Below are 16,069 nucleotides of genomic sequence, written 5' to 3'. Positions count from 1 at the left end.
TTATACCGAATAATGCGCCATTTTCCGCTGTTTAAACTGTAAAAAAATGATTTTTTAGACAGATTGAGTTGTTTTTTTAATTGGCTTCATCAATCCAAGCCATTTGAATAGCTTCTAATAAGCCTTCGGTTGACTTGCTTGGGTCATCACTAAACTCAGGTAATGCACAAATCCATGCATGTAAATCCGTAAATCTGACCCATTGTGGGTCGACATCTGGGTGAGCTTCATATAGCTCGATTGCAATATCAATGGTATCTGTCCAACGTAAGCCCATTCAGCTCATCCTATCCATCCAATGTATATGCCTACTTTAGCAAACTCCCAAGCTTTGCCAAAACAGATTTTATTTTATAAATCATTTTTAAAATATTTATAAAGCAATATTTAAAAACGGTGCAGCAACCAAAATCATACTTGCTACAGTCGCCCCAATCAAAGCACCGACAATCACATCACTTGGATAATGCAGACCTAGCACCATACGCGACAATGCAACCAAAATTGTAAATGGCATCATAATCAACAACAGTAGAGGTTGAATATAGCCTAGCACTACAGTCGTCATCACAGCATGTAAAGTATGCCCTGATGGGAAACTAAAATGATCTAAAGGTCTCTCGCCCATAACGATGACTTGGTGTACTTGATACGGACGTGGACGTACTGTTTTGTGTTTTAGTATTTTGTAAATACCTGTCCCAATCAAACCACTTAAAACCACATAAAGTAATTTCAAACCATACATCAAGCCTTTGTTTAGCCATACAAGAAACAACATGGCATACCAAAATGCCCCATCACCTAGCCGACTCACCACTTTAAAAAATAAAGCAATATGTTGCACATGTGACAGGTTGTTCAGATATAAGCAGCCTTTTAAATCTAGATCGAGTATTTTTATTTTGGTTTCTTTAAAATTCATTTTAGCTCTCCTCTCTATCCGAGATGGTTTTAAGTCACTAAAACCTGATCTTGCGTGACTTGATAAAGTGCTTGTTCAAATTGTTGTACCGCATGTTGCCAACCGATATTTTGCACATCCTGCATGGCATGTTGTCCCATATCATGCAAAACTGCGTTGTTTGGAAGTTGAAGAATATTTTGAATAAATTGATCGGTTGCGCCTAAAGGACAGACCCAACCTGTTTGTTGATGTTTCACATAAAGTTGCGTACTTGCATAATGATATGCAACTACAGGTAATCCACTTGCCATTGCCTCAAGTACAACATTGCCGAAAGTTTCGACTTGACTCGCAAAAACAAATACATCTGCACTTGCATAAGCTTGTGCAAGCGCCATACCACTTAAGCTACCTGTAAAAATGACCTGCTCAGCGCCTGCCATCTTCTCTAAACGCTTACGTTCTGGACCATCACCCACGATCACAAATTTTACTTTTTTCTCTTGATGACTTTTCATTGCTGCATAAGCATCAATCAAGACATTAATTTCTTTCTCAGGGGATAATCGCCCAACATACAGTAGCACCGTAGTATCTTCATCTACACCCCATGTACGTCTTAATTTTTCTGAACGATGCTGTGCAGAAAATTTTTCTGTATCCACACCACGCCCTACCACCAACAAAGGACATGTCACACCAAATTGTCGCAATGCTTTTTCAGTATCTTTGCTTGGCACACAGGTGAGATGAGTATTGTTATGAAACCATTTCAAATAATGTTGAATCGGTTTAACTAAAAATGCCAAATCAAAGAAACGACTAAACTCCTGAAATGGGGAGTGAAAGCCACTAGACACTGGAATATGTTTCGCTTTTGCTGCATGTAATGCCGTAAAACCCAATGGCCCTTCTGTCACGATATGAACAATATTTGGTGCAAAATCAGAAATCGCTTGAGAAACTTTTAAATATTGTGGCCAACCAAAACGCATATCAGGATATTTAGGAATCCCTTGTGCCGTAACCAAACATTCTTTATTGGGTGAAAATTCATGGCACTGATGTTTTTGTTTTGGGCGAATCAATAAAATTTTATGTCCTTGTTTCTGCAAGCCTTTACAAAGCTGCATCAAAGACATGGCGACCCCATTAATTTCAGGTGGCCACGTTTCTGTCACAATTGCAATTTTCAGCCTTGGACGAACAAGTTTTTGAAGGGTATTTAAATTTTCAGAAATATGCTGCTGGTTATTTTTTTTCTTTAAATAAAATTTAAAATTATCTGGAAAATCTTGCTGTCTGTATAATAAGGCTTCTGCGTACGTCTTGGTCATACGTTTACCTAAGTCTTCTCTTCATTTTTGAGTAGTTTAGGCTATCTTTTTTACATTTAGATGATGATGAAGTGACGTTTTGCTTACAGTACGAGCATTGCTTACTTGACTTAAAATCAAGCGGTGCATAAAAATCTGATTATGCACCTAAAGGATTTATTAATGATTAAACAAGCAAATACATTCAGCAAAATGACCTTATATATTTGCCCAGTTTTCCAGTATTACAACTCATGTATCAACTTTAGAAATCACCTTAAAATATTCCAAAATGATATTAAGCACAAAAGTTCATCGCTTCAGACAAACAGCATCATTTAATTTTTAAATCCTTAAATTCGATTTAATAAACCATTTTTCACTTGATAAATCACACCATTTCCAAAGTCAATCTGCTGTTTTTCACCATGTAAGTTTGGAAAACCCACAATTTTATCGAGTTGAGGAGAGCGTTGAAATTGTCCAGTTTTTGGATTATACATCCAATAAATATAGCGTTTTTCTTCTACAGTTTTGCCTTGTGAAATATCAGACAAAATCACATCATAATAACCATCAAAATTTATATCCATATAACCCACACTTTTAGGATATGCAGAGAAACCTGTTAATGCCTGAATAGTTTGATTATTATTTTTATTAATGACATCCACCCGTTGCATAGCAGCACCGTAATTAGCTGCCGATACTCCATAAAATTTAAATACAAATGCAGGTTTATCATTCACTTTTACTGCAGGTTCAAACTGAATATTTTTTCCTATATTTTCAGAACCTTCTGTTAATACTGTTTGAAAATATCCAGTATTTGCATTTAGACTTCCTGTTAGTTGGTATTCACCCGTTGGCGCACTGTCTTTCTCAGAGTTTACTGATTTTAAAGTCAATTGATTGGCTTTTTGCAAACCTTTAAAAGCGATATTTTTATTTTCCACCAAATCCGTCATGACTGCGTGTGGATTCCAAATCCCCGCATAAAGGCTTAAAAAATAACGCCCTTCTGTGGAACGTAACATACGCTGCATCGATACACGAACATCATTAAGTGGTATTAGATTTTTCGAATTTACTCCTGTTTCAGCATGGTTGATACTTGAAAAAGCAAGTGCTGTAAGAGCGAGCATTATTTTAAATTTCATGATTTCACCACATTTGAATATGCCGAAAATAATGCGTAATGTATCACATTTTTTATTTTTGAAATAAAACTTAATTTTTCTCCTTAACCGTGATTTGGTTTTCTTGAATCCTGAGCGAGATTTAAGAAAATATCACTTTCTTGCTGTGCAAGAGTGAAGCTATGTTTCACTAACCCTCGTAATGCCAAATATAAAAAACCCACTCAAAACGAGTGGGCTTTTGCATTCAAATCAACTGATTCGAGAAATTAGTTTTTCTCTTTATCAACGATTTTGTTTGCTTGAATCCAAGGCATCATAGAGCGAAGTTTGTTACCCGTTACTTCAATACCATGAGCAGCATTTTGACGACGACGAGCAGTCATAGATGGGTAGTTCAATGCACCTTCTTGAATGAACATTTTCGCATATTCACCAGATTGGATACGTTTAAGTGCATTGCGCATTGCTTCACGAGACTGTTCGTTGATCACTTCAGTACCCGTTACATATTCACCATATTCAGCATTATTCGATACTGAATAGTTCATGTCTGCGATACCACCTTCGAACATCAAGTCAACAATAAGTTTTAACTCATGTAAACATTCGAAGTACGCCATCTCTGGTGCATAACCAGCTTCAACCAAAGTTTCGAAGCCCATTTTAACCAATTCAACCGCACCACCACAAAGAACCGCTTGCTCACCAAAAAGGTCAGTTTCAGTTTCTTCACGGAATGAAGTTTCGATAATACCTGTACGACCGCCACCTACGCCAGAAGCATAAGAAAGAGCAACATTACGCGCATTACCAGACGCATCTTGATGGATTGCGATAAGGTCAGGAACACCTGAACCACGTTGGAATTCTGAACGTACTGTATGACCTGGTGCTTTTGGTGCAACCATGATCACATCTAAGTCAGCACGTGGAACAACTTGGTTATAAAGAACAGAGAAACCATGTGCAAATGCTAAAGTCGCACCTTGTTTGATGTTTGGTTCGATCACATCACGATAAAGTTGAGCTTGGAACTCATCAGGCGTCAAGATCATCACAAGATCAGCTTGAGCAACAGCTTCCGGAACTTCAGCAACTTTAAGACCAGCATTTTCAGCTTTTTTCCAAGAAGCAGAACCTGCACGTAAACCTACAGTAACGTCCACGCCAGAGTCTTTAAGGTTAAGCGCATGTGCGTGACCTTGAGAACCGTAACCAACGATTGCTACTTTTTTACCTTGGATGATAGATAAGTCTGTGTCTTTATCATAAAAAATTTGCATTGCTGTCTCCGCTAAAATGCTTTTGTTTCCTTCAACTTAATAAGATGCTTATGTTGTTATGCACTCAGTTATTAAGCCCTCTCCTTTATTCGGAGAGGATTATAGGTGAATAAATTAAATAGTTAAAACTTTTTCGCCACGTGCGATACCCGATACACCTGAACGAACAACTTCGAGAATGGTATTTTCAGCAAGCGCATCAATAAAACCATCAATTTTTTCAGTTGTTCCCGCGATTTGAATCGTATACGTGGTCGGTGTTACATCTACGATTTGCGCACGGAAAATATCCGCTGTACGTTTAATTTCCGCACGTGCTGAACCCAAGGCTTTGACTTTGATCAACATAAGCTCACGCTCAATGTGTGCGCCTTCTGACAAATCAACTACTTTCACCACTTCAACAAGTTTGTTGAGTTGTTTGGTGATTTGTTCAATTTTATGATCATCACCATAAGTTGTCAGCGTCAAACGTGACATGGTTGGGTCTTCAGTTGGTGCTACGTTTAAAGTCTCAATGTTATAGCCACGTTGAGAAAATAAACCGACTAAACGAGAAAGCGCACCTGCTTCATTTTCCATGAGTACAGAAATAATATGTCTCATTGTGTACGCTCCCCTTTAGACAACCACATATCTTGCATCGACTGACCCGCAATCAACATTGGATAAACATGCTCAGAACGGTCAACCATAACATTGATAAATACGCACTTATCATTAATCGCCATTGCTTCAGCAAGTTTAGATTCTAGCTCGTCTGCATGATCGATTTGGATTCCTACATGTCCATACGCTTCCATTAATTTCGGGAAGTCAGGCAATGACTCAACATAAGAACTTGAATGACGACCTTCATAATTCATGTCTTGCCATTGTTTTACCATACCTAAAGCACGGTTATTCAAGCATAGAATTTTTACATTTAAGCCATACTGCTTACAGGTAGAAAGCTCTTGGATACACATCTGAATTGATGCTTCACCTGTAATACACACCACTTGCTGATCTGGGAATGCAAGTTTTGCCGCCATTGCATATGGCAAGCCCACACCCATCGTACCCAAACCGCCTGAGTTCAACCATTGACGAGGACGTTTGTACTTGTAGTACATCGCACCAAACATTTGATGTTGACCTACGTCAGAGGTAATGATGGCATCACCATTGGTTACTTTATCTAAAGCTTCAACCACTTGTTGCGGCTTCATTGAACCATCAGTCGCTTTTTCATAGCGCAAACCATGAACTTTACGCCATTCATTGATTTGATCCCACCAAGCGGCGATTGCCTCAGGATTTGGCTTAGAAACATTCATTTGCTTCAATTGAACCAACATTTCTTGCAACACAGGCTCAACCGCACCCACGATTGGGATGTGCGCCATAATTGTTTTAGAAATCGTTGCTGGATCAATGTCAATATGAATCACTTTGGCATTTGGACAGAATTTAGCGGGATTATTGGTAACACGGTCATCAAAGCGTGCACCGATTGCTAAAATCACATCTGCATTATGCATCGTCATGTTGGCTTCATAGGTACCGTGCATACCGAGCATACCAATGAACTGCGGATCATTTCCAGGAAATGCGCCTAATCCCATCAAAGTATTGGTTACTGGATAGCCCAATAAGTGCGCAAGCTCAGTCAATTGCTCAGAAGCATTGCCTTGAACGACACCCCCACCTGTATAAATCACAGGACGTTTTGCATTAATCAGCTCATCAATTGCTTTACGAATCTGACCTGAATGACCACGATGCGGTGGTTGATACGAACGCATTTTTACTTTTTCAGGATATTCGTATGCAAATTTTTCTGCAGGATTAGTTGCGTCTTTTGGAATGTCGACTACAACAGGACCTGGACGACCACTTGAGGCAATATAAAATGCTTTTTTAATAATTGCAGGAATTTCGCTTGCATGACGCACTTGGAAACTGTGCTTCACGATTGGACGAGAAATACCAACCATGTCCGTTTCTTGGAACGCGTCCTCACCGATCAAATGACTAGCAACCTGACCAGACAAAATCACCATTGGGATTGAGTCCATATAAGCCGTCGCAATTGGCGTAACGGTATTGGTCGCACCTGGACCAGATGTTACAAGAACAACACCTGTCTTACCTGTCGCACGTGAGTAAGCATCAGCCATATGTCCTGCTGCTTGTTCATGACGCACGAGGTAATGATTGATTTTCTCTTGTTGAAATAGCGCATCATAAATATGAAGTACTGCGCCGCCTGGATACCCAAAAACATGTTCAACGCCTTCGTCCGCCAATGCACGAACGAGCATTTCACCACCAGATAAAAGTTCCAACGTATTCACCCTAATCTTTTTTCCATAACTTATGGGAGACATAAGTCATGTTTCATTCATTGATTTGTGCGCTCTGTTATAACACACATATTTACTCGTTTTTGCAGCAATATAAAAAATTTATAGTCACACCACTGTTTAAATGATGTTCATAACAAAAATATGTTGGGATAAACATATTAAATGTAGGGGGTCATTTTCTCGGCTTAGAGAAAACGATATTGCTTACAATGGATTTATTCGAAGGGTGATCGAATAAAAACAATAAAACTGAACCAGCATTTTTGTTGTTTTAGCAAGCAAAGTCAAGGTTTCTATTCGCTTTTTTGCTGTTTATTTCTCATCCGCATTTTTTTTAAACTATTCCTTTTTTTTTATCCATTTATAACAAAAAATTCAGTGCGTTATAACTTAATAAATTTTCAACAAAATTCCACACAGTTTTATAAAATTGTTTAAAATAAAATCAAGTAAAATCACAACAACTCTTCTTTATTTTAAGTCTCTATGCCACTGCTGCATATTTACTTATCATAAGGTTCAAAGCTCAGCTTGAAAGGTTCATATATGCAAAATCTAAAACAACTAAAAACTCATCTTATTTCGTTTGGCGTTTTATTGTTGGCTGGCAGTATGAGCCCACAAAGTTTTGCCAAGGAGTTTTATAAATGGGTGGACAGCAATGGTTCTACCCATTATTCAGCCAATCCACCACCTAAAAATGCTCGACATAAAACCAAGGTTGAAACATATGGACATCATGTTTCAGGGTCTACCTCGTCTGCAACGCCTGTAAATACAGCTACGCCGCCTGCAGTCACCCCACAAAATACAACACCACCTCAAGTAGAAGCGCCAAAAGTAGATCAGCAAAGTGAAGCCAATGCGGCCTTACAAAAAGGTCAGCTTGAACGTGCTCTACAGTAGTAAGATCATGTCACAAATAAAAAACCTTTCATTTTTGAAAGGTTTTTTATTAGAGCATCAATAGCTTTTATTATTTATAATCATCTTTAAAAATATCTATATTTTTTGATTCCTTAATAAATAACAAACAAATTACTGCACAAATTACCGCAACAATAATTGGATACCACAAACCATTGTAGATATTTCCTGTTTGCGCCACCACTGCAAAAGAGATGGTTGGCAATAAACCGCCAAACCAGCCATTTCCAATATGATACGGTAAACTCACGGATGTATAACGAATTTTTGTTGCAAACATTTCTACCAAAGCTGCTGCGATAGGTGCATAAACCATCGCCACAAAAATAACTAAAATTGCTAAAATCGCGACTACCAGTGGTTTATTAATTTCAGCAGGATTGGCATGTGTAGGATAATGCGCAGCTGTAAGGGCTTCATGTACATTTGCCTTAAATTCGGCATCTAATATTTTACTTGCAGCTACTTTTGGATTTTCTGCAAAAACTGATAAAGTTTTTTCAATTTCTTGTAATTCATTTTGAGCAATTACAAGTGCTTTAGTATCTTGTTGTGTTTGTGCATCAAATATTTTTTGTTTAGCTAATCCTTTATTTCGTTGAATGATTTTCTCAGCAGCTACAATATCATTTTCTGATATTTGCTTTGGTGTGAAGCCATCAATAACTGTTGAACCTACCTTGATTTGAGCATTTGAACCTTTCGGTAACTCTTCAACAGTATAGTTAACAGCATTACTTGCAAGCAACTTTTTCGCAATATCACAACTACTTTCAAAGCTTTTACGTCCTACTGGATCAAACTGAAAAGAACAATCGGAAGGATCAACACGTAAAACAACGGGTGACTGCTTAAGTGCTTGTGCAAGTTGCGGATTGGTCGCCTGTGTCAACATTTGAAATAACGGAATATACGCACATGCTGCAAGTAAACTACCTGCAATAATAATAGGTTTGCGCCCAATTTTATCGGACAAATAGCCAAATAAAATAAAAAATGGCAATCCAATTAATAATCCACAGGCAACTAGAATACTCGCTGTCGCATTATCAACCTTTAAAGCCTGTGTTAAAAAATACAGACTATAAAACTGTCCCGTATACCAAATAACCCCCTGCCCCATTGTTAAACCAAATAGCGCCAAAACAATCAGTTTCAGGTTACCCCAGCGACCAAAAGCTTCACGTATCGGCGCTTTAGACAACTTACCTGCTTCTTTTAGTTTCTTAAATACAGGCGGTTCACTCATGGTTAAACGCACCCAAATACTGATCAACAACAAAACAAAGGAAAATAAGAATGGAATACGCCAACCCCAAGCACTAAAAGCCTCTTCGCCAACAAGAGTACGCACACCTAAAATGACAGCTAGAGACAAAAGTAGCCCCGTTGTTGCTGTAATTTGAATCCATGAGGTATAAGCACCTCGCCGATGTTGAGGCGCATATTCAGCAACATACGTGATTGCGCCGCCATATTCGCCACCCAAAGCTAAACCTTGGATCAATCTTAAAATAATTAATATGATCGGTGCAGCAATCCCAATAGAATTATAGTTAGGCAATATACCAACTAGAAAAGTTGAAATCCCCATAATGACAATGGTGATTAAAAATGTATATTTTCGTCCAACCATATCGCCTAAACGGCCAAAAACCAAACCACCAAAAGGTCGAACAATAAATCCAGCAGAAAATGCCAATAATGCAAAAATAAAGCCTGTTGTTGCATCTAAATCTGTAAAAAACTGCTGAGCAATAATAATCGCCAATGCACCATACAAATAGAAATCATACCATTCAAATATTGTTCCAAGACTGGAGGCAAAAATGATCTTCTTTTCCCCTTTAGTCATTTTTGAATCTGCACTATTTTGAGCCACACCACTCATTCAATAAAATCCTTTTTTATTTTACAAAGTTTTATTGATAATGAATTATTCCCCAAACATAATAAAAGCTTATTAAATTAAATCTTTCTTATCCAACTAAAACTACTAACTTTTAAATAATTTTATTTTTAGCAATCTATAAACATTATCAACACATATTATTTAGCAAAGAATAAACCTAAGCATTATTTTTATTTTCTCTAAATAATTCACGCAAAGATAACATAGCCTTTTTGCATTTGTTAGTGTTTTTTAAATTTTCTTTTATAAAGATACCTGAAGCATTATTCCATAAAATAACTATGGATATTCAAATACAGTGCAAAATCAATTTAAAAATATTATATTTTGTGATGCAATTCACAATATATTTATTTAATAATTCAACTTATTTACCAATGATTAAATTTTAAAAATTAAAACATTAAAATTCAATCACTTAAAAATTATTTAATTATATAAAAATAACAATTGCCATCCTAAACCACATTATTTAAAATAACTAAAAAACGATTACATCTCAAACAAAATAGATAAAGGAACTATTGATTAAAAAAGTAATAATTAATCAAGGATAGAAACACTATGATTCAACAAAAAATAAATTGGAATACTATTTTACAAAAATCAAATAGTGGTCGTGCCATTTTAACCAGTCACGCAAGCAAACTTAGTCGTGCTGAACGCAATATACTCATTATTGCAAATGGTCGATTAACTGCAAAAGAAATCGTAGTTATGCTGGGTATTCCATTTCATACTATTGATGTCTTATTAGAAACTCAACTTTTAGAAGTATCTGACTGGGGAGATAATACACAGTCTTATTCAAATGAGGAGCAAGATTCAAAACTTCCAGCCCAAGTAACTGAAAAACTAAATATTGAACTACCATTATTAGAAAATAGCAGTGCATTTCATCGTACATATGCTTTTTTATCTATTCAAATTCCAGAGTTTTTTGGATTACTTTCATTTACCCAAATTCTTAAGTTGGAAAAAGCCAGTGATTTAAATGAACTCACACCACTAATTCAAAATTTATTAAATAAAGTTCAAAAAAAATATGGGGATTTAGCATTAAATGCTTATCAAAATAAATTTATTTTATTGAGCAAAGAACTAGATGCTAATTAAGGATTAATATCTCGCTTATTTTTATTTGTATAAACATTAATTAATAGACATTTAAAGGTTTCGCTTAGACATAGATCGCACTCGAAAATAAGAGGTTGATGCACACTCTTATTCAAATCCTTATAGATACTATGACGATTTACATAAATTGCATGCGAATATCTGACATTTTTTAGGTTTTACGCTATGCTTAGCGCACACTTTTATCCTTATTCCTATTAAATACGTTTATTTACTATGACTAATCCTCACATTGACCCTGAATATCAAGCGAGTGCGATAGAACCTACTGTTCAACAGGACTGGGAAACTCGCAAAGCCTTTAAAGTTGCCGACACTGTAGAAGGTCCACGTCGTTATATCCTCTCGATGTTTCCTTATCCAAGTGGCAAGCTGCATATGGGTCATGTGCGTAACTATACGATTGGGGATGTGATTAGCCGTTTCCACCGACTAAAAGGTGAAACTGTCCTGCAACCGATGGGTTGGGATGCTTTTGGTCTACCTGCTGAAAATGCGGCAATTGCTCACCAAGTTGCACCTGCAAAATGGACATTTGAAAACATTGCCTACATGCGTGACCAATTGAAAAAGTTAGGTCTTTCAGTGGACTGGGATCGTGAATTTGCAACATGCACACCAGAATATTATCACTGGGAACAATGGTTATTTGTCCAACTGTATAAAAAGGGCTTGATTTACCGTAAGCTTTCGACTGTAAACTGGGATCCTGTAGACCAAACAGTGCTTGCCAATGAGCAAGTTGAAAATGGTCGTGGTTGGCGTTCAGGTGCATTGGTGGAAAAGCGTGATATTCCAATGTATTACTTCCGCATCACAGATTATGCACAAGAATTATTAGATGATTTAGATACCTTAAAAGACGGTTGGCCACAACAAGTCTTGACCATGCAACGTAACTGGATTGGTCGTTCGCAAGGGATGGAGATCACCTTCCCTTCAGCAAATCCAGACGTTTATGCAGATGGGTTAACAGTTTATACCACTCGTGCTGATACCTTGATGGGTGTGACTTATGTTGCAGTTGCAGCAGAACATCCAATGGCGTTAAAAGCAGCAGAAAATAATGCAGAATTAAAAGCCTTTATTGAAGAATGCCGTATGGGTTCAGTGGCTGAAGCGGATCTTGCGACTGCTGAAAAGAAAGGCATGGCAACGGGTCTTGCTGTAAAACATCCAATCACAGGTGAAGAAGTTCCTGTTTGGGTCGCTAACTATGTATTGATGTCATACGGTTCAGGTGCAGTGATGGCAGTTCCTGCGCATGATGAACGTGATTTTGAATTTGCCAATAAATACAATTTACCAATCCAACAAGTGATCGATGCCAAAGGTGCGGATGATGCAGATTATTCTGCAACTACGTGGCAAGAGTGGTACGGATCAAAAGAAGGTAAATTGGTTAATTCAGGTGAATTTGACGGCTTAGATTTCCAAGCAGCTTATGATGCAATCCTTGCAAAATTAGAACCACAACAGTTGGCAAATGCAAAAGTTCAATTCCGTTTACGTGACTGGGGTGTTTCTCGTCAGCGTTATTGGGGTTGTCCAATTCCAATGATCAACTGTGAAAAATGTGGTCAAGTACCAGTACCTGAAGAGCAACTTCCAGTAGTTTTACCAACTGACGTTGTTCCAGACGGTTCAGGTAATCCATTAAACAAAATGCCTGAATTCTATGAAACCAAATGTCCATGCTGTGGTGGCGATGCACGTCGTGAAACCGATACTTTGGATACTTTTGTAGAATCCTCTTGGTACTATGCACGTTATGCATCACCTGATTTTACAGGGGGTTTAGTTAAACCTGAAGCTGCACAATCATGGCTACCTGTTAACCAATACATTGGTGGAGTTGAACATGCCATTTTGCACTTACTCTATGCACGTTTCTTCCATAAATTGATGCGTGATGAAGGTGTAGTACAAGGTAACGAACCATTTACCAACTTACTGACTCAAGGTATGGTTTTAGCAGATACTTACTACCGTGAATCTGAATCTGGTAAGAAAACATGGTTCAATCCTGCTGACATTGACCTAGAACGTGATGAGAAAGGTCGTATTATCTCTGCGAAATATCAAGGAGATGGTCAGGAAGTGATTGTTGGTGGTCAAGAAAAAATGTCGAAATCGAAAAATAACGGTATCGACCCACAAGCGATCATTGACCAATATGGCGCAGATACAGCACGTGTATTCATGATGTTTGCTGCACCACCTGATCAATCTTTAGAATGGTCAGATGCAGGCGTTGAAGGTGCTAATCGCTTCTTAAAACGTGTATGGCGTTTAACTGCTGGTTTCCTTGAAAAAGGTAACTCAGCATCTGCCATTGATACCGCAAAACTTTCATCAGATGCACAAGACTTACGTCGTAAAACACATGAAACGATCCAGAAAGTGGGTGATGACATCGAACGTCGTCATGCATTTAACACAGCTATTGCTGCATTGATGGAATTGTTAAATGCGAACAATAAGTTTGAAGCCAAAGATGATAATGATATTGCGGTCGCTCGTGAATCTATCATTACCCTTTTAACTTTACTTGCGCCATTTGCACCACATTTAAGTCAAAAATTATTGGCTGAGTTTGATATTGATTTAACTCAAGTGCTGTTCCCTGCAGTGGATGAGTCTGCATTGACTCGTAATACGCAAACCATCGTGGTTCAAGTCAATGGTAAACTTCGTGGGAAATTGGAAGTGTCTGTAGATGCTTCTAAAGAAGATCTCTTGGCACAAGCAAAAGCATTGCCTGAAGTACAACCTTTCTTAACTGGCCCAACCAAGAAAGAAATCGTTGTGCCAAATAAGCTTGTGAATTTGGTGGTTTAAAGCCTTACAACCCCTTCTCCCTCTGGGAGAAGGCTGGGATGAGGGTTCTTAAATAAATTACCTCTCCCTAACCCTCTCCTAAAAGGAGAGGGAATTTAAGGATAAAAAACAAAACCCAAACAAAGCCCGTTGTCATTCAACGGGCTTTGACTTTACAATTCATACTAAGATTTCAAAATTAATTTCCATCTTGGGAAAATCAGAGGACACCACATGCATTTGGTTCAACGTGTTGCAGCAGTTGTATTAACTTTGGGTCTGAGTGCAGGCTTAGTGGGTTGTGACTTTCATTTAAAAGGTACCAATCCCAAAGCAACCCCTTTGGTTTATACAAAGTTAAATTTACAACTTCCTAAAAACACGCAAGAGTTAGAAAGCAAACTCAGTGTTTATTTGGCTGCTTCAGGCGCTCAACTGAGCAATGCCAATGATGCTTATGTGCTGCGCATTTTAGATTACAAACCTATTCGTCATGAGTTAAATGGTCAATTGATCGAAGTTTTATTACGTTTAACTGTGACTTTCCAGATTGAAGACCAACAAGGTAATCCAGTTACCGAAGCCCGTACTTTAACTGCTTCACGCAGTTATCAATATGATGTTGCTACAGTCAACACCGATGACCAGCAAGAAAAATATTTAAAACAAGTTATTGTGGATGATATTGCACAACAAATCAGTCGCCAAATCTCAGCCAACCGTTTGCCAAAAGCAAAGTATTTACCCACCACTTCAGCACAATAATTTAATAGATTTATGAAACTTGACTATCTCCAAGCCTTAAAACGTGTAGATGAAGCTCGTGGGGCTTGGATTATGTACGGTCAAGAGCCGTTATTGGAACAAAACTTACTGGATGCTTTTCGAAAAAGTTGGAATCGTCAGGAAGTTGAACGGCAACGCTATGATTTAACCAGTGTAAGTGATTGGAAACAGGTGTTTAATGCGCTTGATAGCTTGTCATTATTCTCACAACATCTTGCAGTAGAAGTACATGGCAATATCAAACCTGATGCCAATACCCTCAAATTACTGAAACAGTATATTCAGCATAATGAACAAAACCTGTTGCTGATTGTGATGCCAAAACAAGATAGCAACAGCCTAAAGTCAAGTTTTTTTCAAACTGTGGAAGCCAATGGTGTTGTGGTACAACTCAGTGCCAATTATCCCAAAGATCGCCAACGTATTTTAGCCATTGAAGCAGATCAATTAGGGATCCAGCTTGATCAAGATGCTTGGTTGTGGCTCGAACAACATCATGAGCATAATTTACTTGCGGCTAAAAATAGTTTGATGCGTGTTGCAGATACTTTTCCAGATCAGCAGCAGATCAAGATTGAACATTTATATGAATGTTTACAAGATCAATCACGTTATAACAGTTTTGATTTAAGCGATGCAGTATTGGCAGGTAATTTTGCTCAATCTGTCAAAATTTTAAATTACTTGATTGAATCAGGCGAAGCACCCAGTCTGATTTTATGGACAATCAGTAAGGAAATGCGACTGCTCATGCAGTTATATGAGCAACCGCAAAATGCCTTACAACTTGGTATTTGGAAAACTAAAATTACCAATTATCAACAAGCTTTACGCCGTTTAAATCCACAAACTTTCTTGTTATGGCCTGCATTATTACTCAGAATTGATGCATCAATTAAAGGTCTATCTCACGAGAATCCTGAACATTTAATTCAGCAAGCCATTGCACTACTTTGCGGAGAAACCTTATTTAACTTTACTCCATAAAGTAGAGTTAACGAGGCTGTGCTTCGATTAAATAACCACTTTCATGCTTTTTAAATTGATAAAGAAAATGAAAAGTTTCTGAACTGTTGGTGGTTAATGTTGCATTACACGCCAAAATCGAGCCTTTCTGTTTTGCCGAAGATTCAGTGGTTTGAATAGTAATCGCTTTTAAATGATAGGCTTGCGCATAAGCACTTTCATCAAAAGTTTGCTTCATTGAGGTTTTGATTCGATCATTTTCACAATCTTGCAACTGGCTTTCTGACAGTACTCCGACATTCAAACTATTTAATAAATGCCCTGCATAAGCGATCAAATCTTTACCATAGAAAAATAAAATTACCCCGACAATCAAGCAACCAATCACAAACTCAGTAAATGTGTTTGAGTCATCTTGTGTTGGTTGCACCATGACGGGATTAGGCGCGCCACAATGAATACATTGCGTTGCCCGATCACTATAATCTTTACTACAGTCTTCACATTGTCTTAATGCCATGT

At 37.7% G+C, this 16,069-nt stretch carries 14 protein-coding genes; 5 read left to right on the top strand and 9 right to left on the bottom strand.

The window, feature by feature from the left end; translation table 11 throughout:
- Positions 1-76: 76 nt before the first annotated feature.
- From iscX to HUS24_RS13305, 7 genes are all read right to left on the bottom strand, one after another.
- Positions 77-277, bottom strand: a complete 201-nt coding sequence (iscX, locus tag HUS24_RS13335; RefSeq protein WP_065994416.1) for a Fe-S cluster assembly protein IscX — start codon at positions 275-277, stop codon at positions 77-79.
- Between the two features lie 96 nt (positions 278-373).
- Positions 374-925, bottom strand: coding sequence for a phosphatase PAP2 family protein (locus HUS24_RS13330; protein ID WP_173912416.1), 552 nt, complete (start codon positions 923-925; stop codon positions 374-376).
- Between the two features lie 29 nt (positions 926-954).
- A complete protein-coding gene (locus HUS24_RS13325; RefSeq protein ID WP_173912415.1) occupies positions 955-2,244 on the bottom strand; it encodes a glycosyltransferase family 1 protein in 1,290 nt (429 codons plus the stop codon).
- A 332-nt stretch (positions 2,245-2,576) separates the two neighbouring features.
- Complete coding sequence (locus HUS24_RS13320) at positions 2,577-3,383, bottom strand: hypothetical protein (protein ID WP_173912414.1); 807 nt, start codon at positions 3,381-3,383, stop codon at positions 2,577-2,579.
- A gap of 248 nt (positions 3,384-3,631) precedes the next feature.
- Positions 3,632-4,648 carry a ketol-acid reductoisomerase gene (gene ilvC / locus HUS24_RS13315; RefSeq protein ID WP_173912413.1) on the bottom strand — a complete coding sequence of 339 codons (1,017 nt, stop codon included), beginning with the start codon at positions 4,646-4,648 and terminating at the stop codon, positions 3,632-3,634.
- 114 nt (positions 4,649-4,762) lie between these two features.
- Positions 4,763-5,254: an acetolactate synthase small subunit gene (gene ilvN, locus HUS24_RS13310; RefSeq protein ID WP_065994411.1), complete on the bottom strand. Its 492-nt coding sequence runs from the start codon at positions 5,252-5,254 to the stop codon at positions 4,763-4,765.
- Positions 5,251-6,978: an acetolactate synthase 3 large subunit gene (locus HUS24_RS13305; protein ID WP_173912412.1), complete on the bottom strand. Its 1,728-nt coding sequence runs from the start codon at positions 6,976-6,978 to the stop codon at positions 5,251-5,253. Before HUS24_RS13305 ends, ilvN begins: the two co-directional genes overlap by 4 nt.
- Before the next feature lie 633 nt (positions 6,979-7,611).
- Here HUS24_RS13305 and HUS24_RS13300 point away from each other — a divergent pair.
- A complete protein-coding gene (locus HUS24_RS13300) occupies positions 7,612-7,905 on the top strand; it encodes a DUF4124 domain-containing protein (RefSeq protein WP_254433869.1) in 294 nt (97 codons plus the stop codon).
- 70 nt (positions 7,906-7,975) lie between these two features.
- On the opposite strand, the gene HUS24_RS17065 is transcribed toward HUS24_RS13300, so the two are convergent.
- Complete coding sequence (locus HUS24_RS17065) at positions 7,976-9,817, bottom strand: MFS transporter (protein WP_254433861.1); 1,842 nt, start codon at positions 9,815-9,817, stop codon at positions 7,976-7,978.
- A 585-nt stretch (positions 9,818-10,402) separates the two neighbouring features.
- On the opposite strand from HUS24_RS17065, the gene HUS24_RS13290 reads away from it, so the two are divergent.
- The 4 genes from HUS24_RS13290 to holA all read left to right on the top strand — a co-directional run bounded on the left by HUS24_RS13290 (position 10,403) and on the right by holA (position 15,568).
- Positions 10,403-10,954 (top strand): hypothetical protein, encoded by a 552-nt coding sequence (locus HUS24_RS13290; protein ID WP_173912410.1) that lies wholly within the window; start codon positions 10,403-10,405, stop codon positions 10,952-10,954.
- 237 nt (positions 10,955-11,191) lie between these two features.
- Positions 11,192-13,816, top strand: a complete 2,625-nt coding sequence (gene leuS / locus HUS24_RS13285; protein ID WP_173912409.1) for a leucine--tRNA ligase — start codon at positions 11,192-11,194, stop codon at positions 13,814-13,816.
- A 213-nt stretch (positions 13,817-14,029) separates the two neighbouring features.
- A complete protein-coding gene (gene lptE, locus HUS24_RS13280) occupies positions 14,030-14,560 on the top strand; it encodes an LPS assembly lipoprotein LptE (RefSeq protein ID WP_173912408.1) in 531 nt (176 codons plus the stop codon).
- Between the two features lie 12 nt (positions 14,561-14,572).
- Positions 14,573-15,568, top strand: coding sequence for a DNA polymerase III subunit delta (holA, locus tag HUS24_RS13275; RefSeq protein ID WP_173912407.1), 996 nt, complete (start codon positions 14,573-14,575; stop codon positions 15,566-15,568).
- Positions 15,569-15,575: 7 nt separating this feature from the next.
- On the opposite strand, the gene HUS24_RS13270 is transcribed toward holA, so the two are convergent.
- Positions 15,576-16,067: a hypothetical protein gene (locus HUS24_RS13270; protein WP_173912406.1), complete on the bottom strand. Its 492-nt coding sequence runs from the start codon at positions 16,065-16,067 to the stop codon at positions 15,576-15,578.
- Positions 16,068-16,069 lie beyond the last annotated feature (2 nt).

The sequence above is a fragment of the Acinetobacter sp. Marseille-Q1618 genome, from assembly GCF_902809855.1.
Classification (GTDB): Bacteria; Pseudomonadota; Gammaproteobacteria; order Pseudomonadales; family Moraxellaceae; genus Acinetobacter.
The sequence above is the reverse complement of the archived record's forward strand: the minus strand, read 5'-3'. Positions and strand labels throughout refer to the sequence as shown.

What these genes read in the sequence shown, in the direction of transcription:
- iscX (WP_065994416.1), bottom strand. Translation starts at nt 277, where the DNA reads ATGGGCTTACGTTGGACAGATACCATTGATATTGCAATCGAGCTATAT.
- HUS24_RS13330 (WP_173912416.1), bottom strand. Translation starts at nt 925, where the DNA reads ATGAATTTTAAAGAAACCAAAATAAAAATACTCGATCTAGATTTAAAA.
- HUS24_RS13325 (WP_173912415.1), bottom strand. Translation starts at nt 2,244, where the DNA reads ATGACCAAGACGTACGCAGAAGCCTTATTATACAGACAGCAAGATTTT.
- HUS24_RS13320 (WP_173912414.1), bottom strand. Translation starts at nt 3,383, where the DNA reads ATGAAATTTAAAATAATGCTCGCTCTTACAGCACTTGCTTTTTCAAGT.
- ilvC (WP_173912413.1), bottom strand. Translation starts at nt 4,648, where the DNA reads ATGCAAATTTTTTATGATAAAGACACAGACTTATCTATCATCCAAGGT.
- ilvN (WP_065994411.1), bottom strand. Translation starts at nt 5,254, where the DNA reads ATGAGACATATTATTTCTGTACTCATGGAAAATGAAGCAGGTGCGCTT.
- HUS24_RS13300 (WP_254433869.1), top strand. Translation starts at nt 7,612, where the DNA reads ATGAGCCCACAAAGTTTTGCCAAGGAGTTTTATAAATGGGTGGACAGC.
- HUS24_RS17065 (WP_254433861.1), bottom strand. Translation starts at nt 9,817, where the DNA reads ATGAGTGGTGTGGCTCAAAATAGTGCAGATTCAAAAATGACTAAAGGG.
- HUS24_RS13290 (WP_173912410.1), top strand. Translation starts at nt 10,403, where the DNA reads ATGATTCAACAAAAAATAAATTGGAATACTATTTTACAAAAATCAAAT.
- leuS (WP_173912409.1), top strand. Translation starts at nt 11,192, where the DNA reads ATGACTAATCCTCACATTGACCCTGAATATCAAGCGAGTGCGATAGAA.
- lptE (WP_173912408.1), top strand. Translation starts at nt 14,030, where the DNA reads ATGCATTTGGTTCAACGTGTTGCAGCAGTTGTATTAACTTTGGGTCTG.
- holA (WP_173912407.1), top strand. Translation starts at nt 14,573, where the DNA reads ATGAAACTTGACTATCTCCAAGCCTTAAAACGTGTAGATGAAGCTCGT.
- HUS24_RS13270 (WP_173912406.1), bottom strand. Translation starts at nt 16,067, where the DNA reads ATGGCATTAAGACAATGTGAAGACTGTAGTAAAGATTATAGTGATCGG.